This window comes from Aeromonas sp. 62-46, from assembly GCF_001898585.1.
GTDB classification, from domain to species: Bacteria; Pseudomonadota; Gammaproteobacteria; order Enterobacterales; family Aeromonadaceae; genus Aeromonas; species Aeromonas caviae.
Genome location: NZ_MKUI01000017.1, coordinates 102,715 through 118,632, shown reverse-complemented (window position 1 = coordinate 118,632; position 15,918 = coordinate 102,715). Strand labels below are relative to the sequence as shown.

Sequence of the window (15,918 nt, the reverse complement as noted above, 5' to 3'; positions counted from 1 at the left end):
TTAAATTCGCGTGCAAGTATACTTGATTCGCATCAAAAGGTAAGCGCGGACGTCAATTCTGTGAGGCAGGCAACGGCCTGCATCCTGTTTGAAACGGGCAATAAAAAAGGGGAACCTCGCGGTTCCCCTTTTTTGCGAAATCTGATGGTCGATTAACGACGCAGACCCAGCTTGGCGATCAGAGCAGCGTAACGCTGAACGTCTTTACGCTTCAGGTAGTCCAGCAGCTTACGACGCTGGGAAACCATGCGCAGCAGACCGCGACGACCGTGGTGATCCTTGGCGTGCTCCTTGAAGTGACCTTGCAGATGGTTGATCTGGGCAGTCAGCAGGGCAACTTGCACTTCGGGGGAACCGGTGTCGTTGGCGCCACGAGCGTTGTCGGCAACGATTTGAGCTTTGATCTCAGCATTTAGAGACATGGTATTACTCCAGTAGAGTGTTTAAAGGTTCACAGCCAATCTCTAATTCAGCCGTGAAATGAGGGCGGTATCATAATCGTCCCTGCCCCTTTTCGCAACGGGAAAGACGCGTGACAGACCGATACCGCCTGAGGATCACTCCTCGTCGTGGTAGCGAACAAGACGCTTGGGCGCCACGCGCCCCTCGTCATCGATCTCGCCAACCCCGATAAATTCGCGCTCCGGGCCAACCGTCATGCGGACCTGGCCGCTTTGGGGGCTACCTGCCACCTGCACGGCCTGACCCTGGTTCACATAGGCGGCCACGGCGACCAGCATGTTCACCTCGGGCAGAGAGGCCACGGCGGTGTCCATCGGCAGCAACAGGGGATCCAGCTGCTCCCGTGGCGGAATGCTTTCGGCCTTGGCCTGCTCGAAGATACACTCGAGCTGCTCCAGGGTCAGCATCCGCTCGTAGGGGTAGCTCGCCACCTGGGTGCGACGCAGCTGGGTGACGTGAGCGCCGCAGCCCAGCACTTCCCCCAGATCGTCCACCAGGGAGCGGATATAGGTACCCTTGCTGCAATGCACTTCCAGCTTCACCTCGTTCCCCTCGAAGCCGAGCAGCTTGAGTTCGAAGATGGTGATGGGACGGGCTTCCCGCTCGATCTCGATCCCTTCACGGGCATATTCGTAGAGCGGGCGGCCGTTGTGCTTGAGGGCGGAGTACATGGACGGCACCTGCATGATGGGGCCGCGGAACTGGTCCAGCGCCTCGATCAGGGTGCCCACCGCCACGCTCACCGGGCGGGTGGAAACCACCTCGCCGTCGGAGTCGCTGGTATTAGTGCGCTCGCCCAGCTTGGCGGTCACCTCATAGCGCTTGTCCGCTTCCAGCAGATACTGGGAGAACTTGGTGGCCTCCCCGAGGCAGATCGGCAACATGCCGGTGGCCAGGGGGTCCAGGGCGCCGGTATGGCCAGCCTTGGCGGCGTTGTAGATCCGCTTGACCTTCTGCAACACATCGTTGGAAGTCAGGCCGGTCGGTTTGTCCAGCAGCAGGATGCCGTGTACGTCACGGCCTTTGAAACGACGTCTACGAGACATCTCAGGCGTTATCCTCAGTCGTGTCATCCGGTGCGGATTGCTCTTCGTCACGACCGGCTTCAGTCATGCGACGCTTGTCTTCACGCACAGTGTTGGTCACCAGGTTGGAGAGGCGCATCCCCTCGACCAGGGTCTGGTCGTAGTAGAAACGCAGCTCGGGCACCACCCGCAGACGCATGGCGCTGCCCAACAGGCTGCGGATGTAACCGGCAGCCTCGGTCAGGCCCTTGAGCCCTTCCTTGATGCGCTCGGCGTCATTCTCCAGTTGCAAGAAGGTGACATAAACCTTGGCATAGTTGAGGTCCTTGGAGACCTCCACGTCGGAGACGGTCACCATGCCGATGCGCGGGTCTTTCACCTCGCGCTGCAGGATCAGCGCGATTTCACGCTGGATCTGCTGTCCGACCCGACGGGTCCGGCTGAATTCTCTGGCCATATTCTATCCTGCGATAAAAGGGGGCCGCGGCCCCCTATTTTGTCTAACGCTCGGCTTACAGAGTCCGTTGGATTTCAACGGTCTCGTACACCTCGATCTGGTCGCCTTCGCGCACGTCGTTGTAGTTCTTGACCGCGATACCACACTCGTAGCCGTTGCGAACTTCGTTGACGTCATCCTTGAAGCGGCGCAGGGATTCCAGCTCGCCTTCATAGATAACCACGTTGTCACGCAGAACGCGAATGCGGTTGGAACGCTTGACCACACCTTCGGTAACCATACAGCCGGCAACGGCGCCGAACTTCGGCGACTTGAAGACGCTACGCACTTCAGCCAGACCGATGATCTCCTGACGATACTCAGGAGCCAGCTTGCCGCTCATGGCCTGCTTCACTTCGTCGATCAGGTCATAGATGACGGAGTAGTAACGCAGATCCAGGCTCTCGGATTCGATGACCTTGCGCGCAGAAGCGTCGGCACGGACGTTGAAGCCCACCAGGATGGCGCTGGAAGCCGCGGCCAGGGTCGCGTCGGTTTCGGTGATGCCACCTACGCCGGAACCCACGATCTTCACCTTCACTTCGTCGGTGGAGAGTTTGACCAGCGCATCGCAGATCGCTTCCACAGAGCCTTGTACATCGGCCTTGATCACCACGTTCACTTCGGACACTTCGCCCTCGGTCATGTTGGCAAACATGTTTTCAAGCTTGGCCTTCTGCTGGCGAGCCAGCTTGACTTCGCGGAACTTGCCCTGACGGTAGAGCGCCACTTCACGGGCTTTCTTCTCGTCACGCACGACCGTGGCTTCGTCACCGGCAGAGGGAACGCCGGACAGGCCGAGGATTTCCACTGGCAGAGAGGGACCGGCTTCCTTGATCTCGCGACCCAGTTCGTCACGCATGGCGCGAACCCGGCCGTACTCAAGACCACACAGCACGATGTCGCCCTGACGCAGAGTACCTTCCTGTACCAGCACGGTGGCAACCGGACCACGACCTTTATCCAGGAAGGATTCGATCACGACGCCGTTGGCCATGCCGTCAACCACGGCTTTCAGCTCCAGGACTTCGGCCTGGATCAGGATGGCTTCCAGCAGGTCGTCGATGCCTTCGCCAGACTTGGCGGAGACGTGCACGAACTGGCAATCGCCACCCCAGTCTTCGGACATGACGTTGTAACGGGCCAGCTCGGTCTTGACGCGATCCGGATCCGCTTCCGGCTTGTCGATCTTGTTCACCGCAACAACCAGCGGCACACCGGCCGCCTTGGCGTGCTGGATAGCTTCGATGGTTTGCGGCATCACGCCGTCGTCAGCTGCAACAACCAGCACAACGATGTCGGTCGCCTTGGCACCACGAGCACGCATGGAGGTAAACGCCGCGTGACCCGGGGTATCCAGGAAGGTGATCATCCCGCTGTCGGTCTGGACGTGGTACGCACCGATGTGCTGGGTAATGCCACCGGCTTCGCCCGCGGCGACCTTGGCTTTACGGATGTAGTCCAGGAGCGAAGTCTTGCCGTGATCGACGTGACCCATGATGGTCACGACCGGCGCACGCGGCTTGGCTTCGGAGGTCTCGTCACGATCGCTAAGTACCGCCTCTTCCAGCTCGTTCTCACGGCGCAGCACCACCTTGTGACCCATCTCCTCGGCGACCAGCTGAGCGGTCTCCTGGTCGATCACCTGGTTGATGGTGGCCATGGCACCCATCTTCATCATCACCTTGATGACTTCAACGCCCTTGACGGCCATCTTGTTGGCGAGCTCCGCCACTGTGATGGTCTCGCCGATGACGACGTCACGGTTGACCACTGCAGCCGGCTTGTTGAAGCCGTGTTTCATGGCGTTCGGCATGGCCATCTTGCCACGCTTGCCTTTGCGGGCACGGGGATCGCGGGAGTTGCGGTCATTGCGGTCGTCTTCGCGACGGCCGACTTTCTTCGGCGCCTTGGCAGCGGCAGCCGTGCGACGGCTGGTCTCTTCCTTACGATCCAACTCATCTTCGGCCGCTTGCGCGTGCTTGTTGGTGGTCAGATGGTAATCGCTGCTCTCTTTGGCGCGAGCCGCTTCTTCTTCAGCCCAGCGGGCCGCATTCTGTTCCGCCATGATGCGAGCCTCTTCGGCTTTCTTCGCGGCGAGTTCTTCAGCTTTTTGCAAAGCTGTCTGTTCCTGTTGGCGCTTCAGTTCTTCTGCTTCGCGCTTGGCCATCTTTTCTGCCTCTTGCTGAGCTGTGCTACCGGCTGCTTTGGCGGGCTGTTGAGCCTGTCGAGCCTTCTGTTGTGCCTCGATCCGCGCCTTTTCCTCAGCTTCACGACGAGCCTGCTCAGCCTCACGGCGAGCCTTCTCTTCAGCGTCGAGGCGGGCCTTCTCTTCGGCCTCGCGACGAGCTTTTTCTTCTGCTTCCAAACGCGCTGTTTCCTCGGCTTCCGCCTGGCGCTGTTCATCTTCCAGCGCCGAGCGTCTTACATAGGTGCGAGACTTGCGCACTTCTACCTGCACTTCCTTGTTCTTGCCACCAGTCCCCTGAACACTCAGAGTGCTCTTGGTCTTGCGCTGCAAGGTCATGCGAGCAGGTGCGGTGACCTCGTCACCTCCATGCTGTTTCTTCAGATGTGCCAGTAGAGTCTGTTTCTCAGACTCGCTGACCATGTCGTCGGCCTTGCTCTTCACGATGCCGGCATCGACAAACTGCTGGAGAAGACGATCAACCGGCGTGTCGATGTCAGTGGCAAGTTGCTTAACTGATACTTCTGCCATTCATTTTCCTCCGTTTGACCTTATTCAGACTGCTCTTCTCCGAACCAACAGATATTGCGAGCAGCCATAATGAGCTCACCAGCCTTCTCGGCGGTCAACTCTTCGATGTCGGCAAGGTCATCGATACCTTGCTCTGCCAAATCTTCCAGGGTGCCGACACCGCGAGCGGCCAGGGCATAGGCCATTTCACGGCCGAGGCCGGAGAGATTGAGCAGTTCTTCGGAAGGCTCGACGCCTTCAAAGGATTCTTCTTTGGCCAGGGCCTTGGTGGTCAGGGCATCCTTGGCACGCTTGCGCAGCTCTTCGACCATGTCTTCATCCAGACCGTCGATGGCCAGCAGCTCGTTGACCGGGACGAAGGCGATCTCTTCCAGGGTGGAGAAGCCCTCTTCCATCAGCAGGCCGGCGAAATCGTCGTCGATATCGAGGGTGCTGGTGAACAGCGTCAGGATGCGGTCGTTCTCGGCCTGGTGCTTGGCACGCATGTCCTCGACGGTCATCACGTTCAGTTCCCAACCGGTCAACTGGGAGGCCAGACGCACGTTCTGACCGTTGCGGCCGATGGCCTGGGCCAGGTTGGCGGCTTCCACGGCGATGTCCATGGTGTGGTTGTCTTCATCGACGATGATGGAGGCCACATCGGCTGGCGCCATGGCGTTGATCACGTATTGGGCCGGGTTGTCATCGTACAGCACGATGTCGGCACGCTCACCGCTCAGCTCGGCGGAGACGGCCTGAACGCGGGCACCACGCATGCCGATACAGGCACCGATCGGGTCGATACGACGATCGTTGGTCTTGACCGCGATCTTGGCGCGGGAACCCGGATCACGGGCGGCGCCCATGATTTCGATCATCTCTTCGCCGATTTCCGGCACTTCGATGCGGAACAGCTCTTTCAGGAAGTCCGGGCTGGAGCGGCTGACGAACAGCTGGGAACCACGGGCTTCCGGACGCACGGCGTAGAGCAGGCCACGGATACGGTCGCCGGGACGGAAGGTCTCACGGGGCAGCATGTCGTCACGGAAGATCACGGCTTCGGCATTGCTGCCCAGATCCAGGATCACGTTGTCGCGGTTGCTCTTCTTGACCACGCCGCTGATGATGGTGCCTTCCTTGTCCTTGAACTGGTCAACGACTTGGGAACGCTCGGCCTCGCGCACTTTCTGCACGATGACCTGCTTGGCGGTCTGGGTGGTGATACGGTCGAAAGTCACAGAGTCAATCTGGTCTTCCACATAGTCGCCGATCTGGATATCCGGCTGCTCGATCTGAGCGGCTTCGAGAGTGATTTCCCCGTACGGGTTCTCCATGGAAGCCTGATCGGCCACCACTACCCAACGGCGATAGGTGTCATAGTCACCGGTCTTGCGATCGATCTCGACACGCACTTCAATCTCGCCTTCGTATTTTTTCTTGGTCGCAGTCGCCAGCGCAGTCTCCAGAGCCTGGAAAATCTTCTCGCGGGGGACAGCCTTCTCGTTGGACACAGCGTCAACGACCAGCAAAATCTCTTTATTCATATCCGATAGCCTCGTTAACCAAAGTTCGGCACTATGTTCGCTTTTTGGATATTGGTGAAAGCCAACACCTCGTCCTTACCATCTACCGTCAGAGTGATCATGTCCCCCTGCACGGCTTTGATTACGCCTTTGAACTTGCGGCGGTTGTTTGTTGCCATCCGAAGCGTTACCGCCGCCTCCTGGCCAACGTATTTTTCGAACTGGGCGACCTTGAACAGTGGACGATCCAGACCCGGGGAAGACACCTCAAGGTAGTACTCCTCGGTGATGGGATCTTCGACATCCATGATGGCGCCGACCTGGCGGCTCACCTCGGCACAGTCTTCCACCGTCACGCCTTGCTCCGAGTCGATGAAAACGCGCAAGGTCGAGTGCTTACCCGCACGGATAAACTCGATACCCCACAGTTCAAAACCCAAGGCAACGACCGGAGCCTCGAGCAGATCGGTCAAACGTTGTTCCAACGTAGCCAAAGTCACCCTCCGAAAAACGAAAAAAGGGCATATAGCCCAGATAGAAATAGATTCAGAGTAAATTGCACATAACAAAAAGCCCCGATGTCAAATCGGGGCTTGGCGCTTTACCCTGATTGTCGCCTCGCAGCGACCGCCTTCCTGAGCGTAGGAAATGCGTGAAATTTGGTTGCGGGGGCCGGATTTGAACCGACGACCTTCGGGTTATGAGCCCGACGAGCTACCATGCTGCTCCACCCCGCGTCCGAAATCGTGCGAGATTATAGCCACTTCACTCTCGCGAGACAAGACTCAGCGGCTATAACATCCCGGTTACCCGGGTTCACTACTTAATTGGTGCCGTGGGCGGGACTCGAACCCGCACACCCTAGAGCACTACCCCCTCAAGATAGCGTGTCTACCAATTCCACCACCACGGCAAAACTCTTACTCTGGAACGTCAGTATCTTTCTTCACTGGCGCTTTGCTCTGCTCAACTTGTTGAGTCTGTTGCAGATTTTCCCATTCACTACCCTGTTTGACCTTGTTGCTGGACATGGAACCCAGAACCAGACTAATCAAGAAAAACAGAGTAGCCAAAATCGCTGTTGTGCGGGTCAGGAAACTTCCTGAACCACCGGAGCCGAACACTGTATTCGATGCCCCTGCGCCGAAGGAGGCGCCCATATCAGCCCCTTTACCTTGCTGAATCATCACCAGACCAATCAGAGCCAGCGATACCAGCAGATAAACGACCAAAAGAATCTCGTACATTTAACTTGCACCCTTTGCCGCTTCAACTATTCCTAAAAACGCCTCGCCATCAAGACTTGCCCTGCCTATCAGACCGCCATCAATATCGGGCTGCGCAAACAAATCTTGTGCATTGGCCGGTGTCACGCTCCCACCATAGATGATTCTGACTTTCTCACCTATTACCGGAGTATCCTCCGCCAAGCGACTGCGAATAAAGGAATGAACCTCTTGTGCCTGCTCGGGTGTGGCGCATTTACCTGTACCTACAGCCCAGATTGGCTCGTAGGCGATGATAGCATTATCGAAAGCCATCGCGCCATTTTTCTCTATGACGATGTCCAGTTCCTCGGCAATCACCTCAAAGGTTCTTCTTGCCTGCCTCGCCGCACCTGACTCACCCAGACAAAGTATGGGTATCAGACCTGCTGCTCTGACTGCCGCAAACTTCTCTGCGACGATAAAACTGGTCTCACCAAAGAGACGCCTGCGCTCGGAGTGGCCAACAAGTACATATCGGCAACCTGCCTCGACCAGCATCTCACACGAGATTTCACCCGTATAAGCGCCTTGTCTGTGCTGGCTCACGTTCTGAGCCCCCAGTTTCACTCTTCCCTGCTCACCGAGCAGTTCGGCCGTGAAACCGATATGCACATGGGATGGACACAAGACCACATCTACGTCTTCATCAATGCACTCTGTGCACTGACTCGTAAACTGCTCTAACTGCGACCTACTACCGTGTAACTTCCAGTTGGCTGCTACAAACGGCTTGCGATGTCCCATCGGCAACTCCCTTGCGAAAGCGGGGCTGATAATATCCAGAGGATGCTCAGCTGACAAGTGCTATTTTCAAATTTTCGAATCGTTTGAACAAGATACAACCAAGGCGACTAAAAAGCCGCCTTGTCTGTTCATTAAAACGCCGATTCGACCTGTTTGGCGATGCGCTCTGCCATATCGCGCACCTGCTGTTCGTGTTCACCTTCGACCATGACCCGGATCAGGGGCTCGGTGCCAGATTTGCGCAGCAGCACCCGGCCACGGCCGGCCAGTTCCTGCTCCACTGCCGCCACTTCCTGCTGAACGGCACCGGAGGTCAGCGGATCCTTGCCTTCGGCGAAGCGCACATTGACCAGCACTTGCGGGAACTTGCTCATGCCCGAACGCAATTTGGCCAGCGGCATCTCGGCACTGCGCATGGCCGTCAGCACCTGCAGGGCGGCGACGATACCATCCCCCGTGGTGGTCTGATCCAGGCAGATGATGTGACCGGAGTTTTCGCCCCCGATGCGCCAGCCCTTCTCGTTCATCATTTCAAGCACGTAGCGGTCACCCACCTTGGCACGGGCAAAGGGGATGCCCAGGGTCTGAAGCGCCAGCTCCAGCCCCATGTTGGCCATCAGGGTGCCCACCACACCGCCCTTGAGGCGGCCATGGCGCAGGGCATCCCGGGCGATGATGTAGAGGATCTCATCCCCGTCGATGATGTAACCAGTGCTGTCCACCATCACCAGACGGTCGCCGTCACCGTCGAAGGCGACGCCGAGATCTGCCTTGCATTCCTGGACCTTGGCGGCCAGCGCCTCCGGTGCGGTGGAACCGACACCGTCATTGATGTTGAGCCCATCCGGGCTGCAGCCGATGGCGATGACTTCGGCACCCAGCTCGCGGAAGACGGAAGGGGCGATGTGGTAGGTGGCACCATGACCGCAATCCACCACCATTTTCAGCCCTTCCAGGCTCAGATTGGAGGGGAAGGTGCTCTTGCAGAATTCGATGTAGCGACCAGCCGCATCATCAATGCGCTGCGCCTTGCCAAGCTCCGCGGACTCCACGCACTTGAGTTCGTTGTCGAGCTCGGCTTCGATGGCCAGCTCGACATCATCGGGCAGCTTGGTGCCGTCGGCGGAGAAGAACTTGATGCCGTTGTCGTAATAGGGGTTGTGGGATGCACTGATGACGATGCCGGCTTCGGCACGGAAGGTGCGAGTCAGGTAGGCAACCGCCGGGGTGGGCATGGGTCCCATCAGTATGGCTTTGAGACCGGCGGCGGAGAGCCCCGCCTCCAGTGCCGACTCCAGCATATAACCGGAGATACGGGTATCCTTGCCGATCAGCACCTTCTTGGTCCCTTTCTTGGAGAGCACCTTGCCGGCGGCCCAGCCCAGTTTCATGACGAAATCCGGGGTGATCGGGTATTCACCCACCTTGCCGCGCACGCCGTCGGTGCCGAAGTACTTTCTGGTCATTGTCTGTTTCTCGTTTTTCTATTTGGATATGAAATCTTGTCCCGTCATGGTCATCCAGCCTGTACGCAAGACATCCATGGTGGCCCGCACGTCGTGCACCCGGATGATCCTGGCGCCATGTTGCAACCCGATCAGGGCACAGGCCAGACTACCAGCCAACCGCTCGGCTACCGGGCGGTCAAGCAGGTTGCCTATCATAGACTTTCGTGACATGCCCACCAAGAGCGGAAGTTGGTAATCGAGCAGTGACGCCTGCTGTGCCAGCAGCTGATAGTTGTGCGCCAGCGTCTTGCCAAAGCCATAGCCTGGATCCAGTACCAGATGCTCACGCGGGATACCGGCCCCCAGACAAGCGGCAATCCGCTCGTCAAAGAAGGCTCTCACCTCCCCCAGCAAATCGTCATAGTGCGGCTCCACCTGCATGGTACGGGGCTGCCCCTGCATGTGCATGAGGCATACCGGTACGCCAGCCTCGGCCGCCGCGCCCAGCGCTCCCGGCTCTTGCAGGGCGCGGACATCATTGATGAGGTGACCACCTGCAGCACAACCCTCCCGCATGACAATCGCCTTGGAGGTATCGAGGGAGATCATCACATCCAGCTCGGCGACCATGCGCTCCACCACGGGGATGACCCTGTCCAGCTCCTCCTGCTCGCTCACGTCGGGGGCGCCCGGGCGGGTCGACTCGCCACCTATATCGATAAGGGTGGCCCCATCGGCCACCATGTCGCGGGCATGACCCAACGCCAGATCGATCTGCTTGAAGCGGCCACCATCTGAAAAGGAGTCCGGCGTCACATTGAGAATGCCCATGACATGGGGACGGTCGAGAGAAAGGGGACGTCCCTTGCTGATTAACTGCATTGCTTCAACTACCTCCAACAAGAGCGGCAAACTCTTCGTGCAAAGAAAAACCCCGGGCAAGCCCGGGGTTTGTATCATGGCAACTTATTTGGCCGGGACATCGTTCGCCTTGTCGATGTCACTCAGAGGTGCACTGCCCTCTTCAGCCGGCGCCTTGGCCTCCGGCCCGTTGTTCACGCTGGCACCACCTTGCGGGGTGTCACCGTGCTCATCATGCCAGTTGCTCGGTGCACGGACCTCGCGACGCGCCATCAGATCATCGATCTGCTTGGCATCGATGGTCTCGTACTTCATCAATGCATCTTTCATGGTGTGCAGCACATCCATGTTGTCCAGCAGGATCTGCTTGGCACGATCGTAGTTGCGATCGATGACCTGCTTGACCTCTGCATCGATGATGCGGGCGGTATCGTCAGACATGTGCTTGGCCTTGGCCATGCTGCGGCCGAGGAAGACTTCACCGTCCTCTTCTGCGTAAAGCATGGGGCCGAGACGCTCGGACATGCCCCACTGGGTGACCATCTTGCGAGCGATGTCGGTGGCACGTTCGATGTCGTTGGATGCACCGGTTGATACCTTCTCGGCACCGTAGATCAACTCTTCCGCCAGACGACCGCCATACAGGCTGGAGATCATGGACTCCAGATGCTGCTTGGAGTGGCTCCAGCGGTCCTGCTCCGGCAGGTACATGGTCACACCCAGCGCACGGCCGCGCGGAATGATGGAGACCTTGTAGACAGGGTCATGATCCGGCACCACGCGACCAATGATGGCGTGACCCGCTTCGTGATAGGCCGTCATCTCCTTCTCGGACTCTTTCATCACCATGGAGCGACGTTCCGCCCCCATCATGATCTTGTCCTTCGCCTTTTCGAACTCCAGCATGGAGACCACTCGGCGGCTCTCGCGAGCAGAGAAGAGGGCAGCCTCGTTCACCAGGTTGGCCAGATCGGCACCGGAGAAACCAGGGGTACCACGGGCAATCAGCGCCGGATTGACGTCATCCGCCAGCGGTACCTTGCGCATGTGCACTTTCAGGATCTGCTCACGACCGCGAACATCCGGCAAGCCGACCACGACCTGGCGGTCGAAACGACCTGGACGCAGCAGCGCAGGATCCAGTACGTCGGGACGGTTGGTGGCGGCGATGACGATGATGCCCTCATTGCCTTCAAAACCATCCATTTCAACCAGCATCTGGTTCAGGGTCTGCTCACGTTCGTCGTGACCACCACCCAGACCGGCGCCACGCTGGCGACCGACCGCATCGATCTCATCAATGAAGATGATGCAGGGGGAGGATTTCTTGGCCTGTTCGAACATGTCACGCACACGGGAGGCACCGACACCCACGAACATTTCCACGAAGTCCGAACCTGAAATGGTGAAGAACGGCACCTTGGCCTCGCCTGCAATGGCTTTGGCCAGCAGGGTCTTACCGGTACCGGGAGGACCTACCAACAGGACGCCGGTCGGGATCTTGCCACCCAGCTTCTGGAATTTGGTCGGGTCACGCAGATAGTCGACCAGCTCCTTGACCTCTTCCTTTGCCTCGTCACAACCAGCTACGTCGGCGAAGGTAGTCTTGATCTGATCTTCGCTCATCAGGCGAGCCTTGCTCTTGCCGAACGACATGGCACCCTTGCCGCCGCCGCCCTGCATCTGACGCATGAAGAAGACCCAGACACCGATCAGCAACAGCATCGGGAACCAGGAGATGAAGATGGACGTGATCAGAGATGGTTCTTCCGGCTTCTCACCCATCACTTTGACGTTATGGTTGAGCATGTCGTTGAGCAGTTGGGGATCCGGCGCAGGAATGATGGTGGTGAAACGTTCACCGGTGCGCTTGACGCCATTGATGACCTTGCCATCCATCCGCACTTCACGGATCTGCTCCTGGGTCACTTCTTTCACGAAGCTGGAATAGTCCAGCTGGCGACTGGTGGTATCGCTGGGGCTGAAGCTATTGAACACCGACATCAGCACGACGGCGATGACCAGCCACAGGATTAGGTTTTTCGCCATGTCACTCAAATCAATGACCTCGCAGACTGACAGTTAACGATGAGGGTTAGGGTACTACAGTTTAAAACCGGTAGCCACAATGTAGACTTCTCGTGAACGAGCACGGGACGAGTCTGGTTTTCGAATCTTGACGACAGAGAAAAGTCTACGTATTTCATTGAGATAGGCATCAAACCCTTCCCCCTGGAACACCTTGACTACAAAACTGCCATTACTGCTCAGGACCTGATTGCACATGTCCAGCGCCAGTTCCACCAGGTACATGGCACGGGCTTGATCCACCTGCTGGGTACCGCTCATGTTGGGCGCCATGTCCGACATGACGACATCCACCTTGTCAGGGCCGACTCGCTCCAGCAAGGCGCCGAGTACAGTTTCCTCCCGAAAGTCCCCTTGCAGGAAATCGACACCGGCAATGGAATCCATCGGCAAAATATCGCACGCAATGACGCGCCCCTTGTCACCGACCTGGTCGATGGCAAATTGGGACCAGCCACCGGGAGCAGCCCCCAGGTCCACTACCGTCATCCCCGGCTTGAGCAGCCGGTCTTTGCCCTGGATCTCATCGATCTTGAAAACGGCGCGAGAGCGCAGTCCCAACTTCTGGGCTTTCTTGACGTATTGGTCGTCGAAATGTTCTTTTAACCAGCGGGTTGAACTGGGGGAACGTTTTTTCTGGGTCATGATTGTCGACTTTAAAAAACCACAAGGGTTATTAGTATTAAGGGCTAAGTGGGGGTAGAATACGCCCCTTTCAACCCTGACTTATGAAGAAATTGCCATGATTCTCAACAATAAACAGAAACAGTATCTCAAGGGCCTGGCCCACAGTCTGAAGCCGGTCGTCCTGCTGGGACAACACGGTCTGACCGAAGGGGTGCTGGCCGAGATCGATCTGGCCCTGAACCACCACGAGCTGATCAAGGTTAAGGTTGCGTCTGAAGATCGTGAGATGAAACAGCTGGTGATGGATGCCATCGTTCGCGAGACCGGCGCCATCAAGGTACAGAGCATGGGCCATGTACTGACCATCTACCGTCAGGCCAAAGAGCCCAAGATCCAGTTGCCGCGCAAGTAACAGGAAAGAGCATTCGCTCTTTCCTTCATTTCCCTTCTTCCCAAGTCGCTTGCCAAAATAGTGGTCAGGCCCTTAACCTGCGATGAATAGCCGTGGACACCCACTATGGACAAGCATCAGCTCCTCACCGATGAAGAACTGGCCATGCCGCGGGACCTGGGAAACGATGAAGACATTGCCACCAGCCAATACCTGCGCGGCACCCTGCCCCTTCCTCTCCAAAGCCTGTTGCAGCGAGCCAAGCCTCTGACACTCGAAGCCCGCATCGCCGGCTACCAATTGCGTTTCCCGCTCCACTGCACCCAGGCAGAGGAGGGCCACACCGAGCTGCGCATCGCCGCGCCGACCATTACCGAGCTGGGTTCGCCCCATCTGCGCGCCTGGCGACTAGACGAAAAGGCCGTGCTCTGCACCGAAGACACGGAGTACGAGGTATACAGCCTCTCCCTTGGCGGTCTTATCGTGGCCGGCTTGCCGGACTCCTCTGCCAAGGGAGATCCACTTGGCGGATACCTTCGCATCGAGGATCTCCCTCCCCTGGCCATGACCGGCACCCTCATCAGGCACGTGGATGCCAATCAACATCACCATGACTGGGCCGTCCAGTTCCGACTGGGCAAGGAGGATCAGGAACAATTGCGGGACTGGCTCTTCCAGCGCCACCAGGACGCCTTCGTCCAGGCCTATCAGGGTGACTAAAGACAACAGGGGAGCCCGGCTCCCCTGTCTCTTTCCCCGACGTTCAATCAGAGATAGGCAACTTCCAGGATCTCGTACTCCACATCGCCACCCGGCGTCTTAACGATGGCAACGTCATCCACTTCCTTGCCGATCAGGGCGCGGGCAATGGGGGAGTTCACGGAGATCATGTTCTGCTTGATGTCCGCCTCGTCGTCTCCCACGATGCGGTAGACCACTTCCTCTTCCGTTTCACTTTTGAGCAGGGTCACGGTTGCGCCGAAGATGACGCGGCCATTGTTGGCAATCTTGGTGACATCGATAATCTGGGCATTGGAGAGCTTGCCTTCGATTTCCTGAATGCGGCCTTCACAGAAACCCTGCTGCTCGCGGGCGGCATGGTATTCGGCATTTTCTTTCAGATCGCCATGTTCACGGGCATCAGCAATCGCTTCGATAATCTGGGGACGCAGCTCGGTCTTGAGATAATCGAGCTCTTGACGCAGCTTTTCAGCGCCGCGAACAGTCATCGGAGTATGATTCATAGTCGAAACCTGGGTTGCTTTATAAAGAGAAGCTGCGGCAATCAAAAGAGAGCCGCAGCTGTCGGTTCGGATGGGGCATCTTAATATGAAGCCGCCACAAAATCCATGTCAGCCCCTGCGAGCGGGATCCCGCTTTGGGCCAGCGTTACTTGGATTCCGAGACGCCAAGCGGAGCCGACACCGTCGGTTTGCCCTGCATGATGGCGATCTCGACACGTCGGTTCATGCGCCGATTCTCCGGGCTGTTGTTGGGCACCAGCGGCTGGGAATCCGCCATCCCTTGCACCACCAGACGATTGCCGTCAAAACCGGGCACCTTGATCATCTGGTGGGCAACCGCCACCGCTCGCTGGGATGAAAGCTCCCAGTTGGACTGGAACAACTCGTCCTCGGTGGCCACATTGTCGGTGTGGCCGGAGACGGTGATCTCCCCCGGCACATCCTTGAGCAGCGCTGCCACCTTGCGGATCACCGGCCAGAACTGGGGTTGCAGGAAGGCGGATCCCGCCGGGAACGCCGCTTTCTCGCGAATGCGAATGATGATCTGCTGACCCAGCGCCTCTATCTCGATGGCCCCATCCTGGATCTGGGCCTGCATCTGCTCCGCCAGTGCCTTGGCCAGGGTGTTGGACTGTTCCTGCGCCTTCTGGGCCTCCTGGGCGGTATCGCCACCGCTCTGCTGGCCTTCGGTCTTGTCATGTCCACCCGCCTTGTCCGCATCCCCAGGCTGGAAATCCAGCTCGGTCTGGGTCATGTCGATGGTCTGCTGCATGATGGTGTCAATAGGCGTCGGCTCGGGGCGACCAGGACGAAACTCCTGGGCGATGACGGAGGTTCCCTTGGGAATATCCTTGACCTCCAGGATGTTCTGCACCCCGAACGCCTTCTCCATGGAACCGGCGATCTGCTTGAACTTCTGCACATCCATCTCGGCAAAGGAGAGCAAGAGCACGAAGAAGCACATCAGCAGGGACATGAGATCCGCGAAGGTTCCCATGTAACCGGGCAATCCGGGAGGCGGGCACTTGCACTTTGCCATCTGC

At 58.1% G+C, this 15,918-nt stretch carries 16 protein-coding genes and 2 tRNA genes; 2 read left to right on the top strand and 16 right to left on the bottom strand.

Annotated elements, in window-relative coordinates:
- Positions 1-152 precede the first annotated feature (152 nt).
- From rpsO to rlmE, 14 genes are all read right to left on the bottom strand, one after another.
- A complete protein-coding gene (gene rpsO, locus BGO64_RS05885; protein ID WP_010675364.1) occupies positions 153-422 on the bottom strand; it encodes a 30S ribosomal protein S15 in 270 nt (89 codons plus the stop codon).
- A 135-nt stretch (positions 423-557) separates the two neighbouring features.
- Complete coding sequence (truB, locus tag BGO64_RS05880; protein WP_286700324.1) at positions 558-1,508, bottom strand: tRNA pseudouridine(55) synthase TruB; 951 nt, start codon at positions 1,506-1,508, stop codon at positions 558-560.
- Between the two features lies 1 nt (position 1,509).
- Positions 1,510-1,944 carry a 30S ribosome-binding factor RbfA gene (gene rbfA / locus BGO64_RS05875; protein ID WP_010675366.1) on the bottom strand — a complete coding sequence of 145 codons (435 nt, stop codon included), beginning with the start codon at positions 1,942-1,944 and terminating at the stop codon, positions 1,510-1,512.
- Positions 1,945-1,999: 55 nt separating this feature from the next.
- Complete coding sequence (infB, locus tag BGO64_RS05870) at positions 2,000-4,702, bottom strand: translation initiation factor IF-2 (RefSeq protein ID WP_043153231.1); 2,703 nt, start codon at positions 4,700-4,702, stop codon at positions 2,000-2,002.
- Between the two features lie 20 nt (positions 4,703-4,722).
- A complete protein-coding gene (gene nusA / locus BGO64_RS05865; protein ID WP_039040286.1) occupies positions 4,723-6,225 on the bottom strand; it encodes a transcription termination factor NusA in 1,503 nt (500 codons plus the stop codon).
- 14 nt (positions 6,226-6,239) lie between these two features.
- Complete coding sequence (gene rimP, locus BGO64_RS05860; protein ID WP_010675370.1) at positions 6,240-6,698, bottom strand: ribosome maturation factor RimP; 459 nt, start codon at positions 6,696-6,698, stop codon at positions 6,240-6,242.
- A 166-nt stretch (positions 6,699-6,864) separates the two neighbouring features.
- A tRNA-Met gene (locus BGO64_RS05855) sits at positions 6,865-6,941 on the bottom strand.
- A gap of 91 nt (positions 6,942-7,032) precedes the next feature.
- A tRNA-Leu gene (locus BGO64_RS05850) sits at positions 7,033-7,117 on the bottom strand.
- A 7-nt stretch (positions 7,118-7,124) separates the two neighbouring features.
- Entirely contained in the window at positions 7,125-7,451 is a 327-nt protein-coding gene (gene secG / locus BGO64_RS05845) for a preprotein translocase subunit SecG (protein ID WP_010633113.1), read from the bottom strand.
- Positions 7,452-8,216, bottom strand: coding sequence for a triose-phosphate isomerase (gene tpiA / locus BGO64_RS05840; protein ID WP_286700323.1), 765 nt, complete (start codon positions 8,214-8,216; stop codon positions 7,452-7,454).
- Positions 8,217-8,347: 131 nt separating this feature from the next.
- Positions 8,348-9,682, bottom strand: coding sequence for a phosphoglucosamine mutase (gene glmM, locus BGO64_RS05835; protein ID WP_069652095.1), 1,335 nt, complete (start codon positions 9,680-9,682; stop codon positions 8,348-8,350).
- An 18-nt stretch (positions 9,683-9,700) separates the two neighbouring features.
- The gene (gene folP, locus BGO64_RS05830; protein ID WP_029314768.1) at positions 9,701-10,546 is read right to left on the bottom strand and encodes a dihydropteroate synthase; all 846 of its coding nucleotides are present in this window, start codon (positions 10,544-10,546) and stop codon (positions 9,701-9,703) included.
- Positions 10,547-10,630: 84 nt separating this feature from the next.
- On the bottom strand, positions 10,631-12,583 hold the full coding sequence (gene ftsH, locus BGO64_RS05825) for an ATP-dependent zinc metalloprotease FtsH (RefSeq protein WP_041212504.1): 1,953 nt from the start codon (positions 12,581-12,583) through the stop codon (positions 10,631-10,633).
- A gap of 45 nt (positions 12,584-12,628) precedes the next feature.
- Positions 12,629-13,258: a 23S rRNA (uridine(2552)-2'-O)-methyltransferase RlmE gene (gene rlmE / locus BGO64_RS05820; RefSeq protein ID WP_010675375.1), complete on the bottom strand. Its 630-nt coding sequence runs from the start codon at positions 13,256-13,258 to the stop codon at positions 12,629-12,631.
- A gap of 97 nt (positions 13,259-13,355) precedes the next feature.
- On the opposite strand from rlmE, the gene yhbY reads away from it, so the two are divergent.
- Positions 13,356-13,652 (top strand): ribosome assembly RNA-binding protein YhbY, encoded by a 297-nt coding sequence (gene yhbY, locus BGO64_RS05815; protein WP_010675376.1) that lies wholly within the window; start codon positions 13,356-13,358, stop codon positions 13,650-13,652.
- Between the two features lie 105 nt (positions 13,653-13,757).
- The gene (locus tag BGO64_RS05810) at positions 13,758-14,351 is read left to right on the top strand and encodes a PilZ domain-containing protein (RefSeq protein WP_286700322.1); all 594 of its coding nucleotides are present in this window, start codon (positions 13,758-13,760) and stop codon (positions 14,349-14,351) included.
- A gap of 47 nt (positions 14,352-14,398) precedes the next feature.
- Here the strand turns inward: BGO64_RS05810 and greA are convergent, their stop codons facing one another.
- Positions 14,399-14,875 carry a transcription elongation factor GreA gene (gene greA, locus BGO64_RS05805; RefSeq protein WP_010675378.1) on the bottom strand — a complete coding sequence of 159 codons (477 nt, stop codon included), beginning with the start codon at positions 14,873-14,875 and terminating at the stop codon, positions 14,399-14,401.
- Between the two features lie 145 nt (positions 14,876-15,020).
- Positions 15,021-15,914, bottom strand: a complete 894-nt coding sequence (locus BGO64_RS05800) for a flagellar motor protein MotB (RefSeq protein WP_042878323.1) — start codon at positions 15,912-15,914, stop codon at positions 15,021-15,023.
- Between the last annotated feature and the right edge of the window lie 4 nt (positions 15,915-15,918).

Bases quoted from the DNA above. Each gene is read 5' to 3' on its own strand.
- rpsO (WP_010675364.1), bottom strand. From the start codon at position 422: ATGTCTCTAAATGCTGAGATCAAAGCTCAAATCGTTGCCGACAACGCT.
- truB (WP_286700324.1), bottom strand. From the start codon at position 1,508: ATGTCTCGTAGACGTCGTTTCAAAGGCCGTGACGTACACGGCATCCTG.
- rbfA (WP_010675366.1), bottom strand. From the start codon at position 1,944: ATGGCCAGAGAATTCAGCCGGACCCGTCGGGTCGGACAGCAGATCCAG.
- infB (WP_043153231.1), bottom strand. From the start codon at position 4,702: ATGGCAGAAGTATCAGTTAAGCAACTTGCCACTGACATCGACACGCCG.
- nusA (WP_039040286.1), bottom strand. From the start codon at position 6,225: ATGAATAAAGAGATTTTGCTGGTCGTTGACGCTGTGTCCAACGAGAAG.
- secG (WP_010633113.1), bottom strand. From the start codon at position 7,451: ATGTACGAGATTCTTTTGGTCGTTTATCTGCTGGTATCGCTGGCTCTG.
- tpiA (WP_286700323.1), bottom strand. From the start codon at position 8,216: ATGGGACATCGCAAGCCGTTTGTAGCAGCCAACTGGAAGTTACACGGT.
- glmM (WP_069652095.1), bottom strand. From the start codon at position 9,682: ATGACCAGAAAGTACTTCGGCACCGACGGCGTGCGCGGCAAGGTGGGT.
- folP (WP_029314768.1), bottom strand. From the start codon at position 10,546: ATGCAGTTAATCAGCAAGGGACGTCCCCTTTCTCTCGACCGTCCCCAT.
- rlmE (WP_010675375.1), bottom strand. From the start codon at position 13,258: ATGACCCAGAAAAAACGTTCCCCCAGTTCAACCCGCTGGTTAAAAGAA.
- yhbY (WP_010675376.1), top strand. From the start codon at position 13,356: ATGATTCTCAACAATAAACAGAAACAGTATCTCAAGGGCCTGGCCCAC.
- BGO64_RS05810 (WP_286700322.1), top strand. From the start codon at position 13,758: ATGGACAAGCATCAGCTCCTCACCGATGAAGAACTGGCCATGCCGCGG.
- greA (WP_010675378.1), bottom strand. From the start codon at position 14,875: ATGAATCATACTCCGATGACTGTTCGCGGCGCTGAAAAGCTGCGTCAA.
- BGO64_RS05800 (WP_042878323.1), bottom strand. From the start codon at position 15,914: ATGGCAAAGTGCAAGTGCCCGCCTCCCGGATTGCCCGGTTACATGGGA.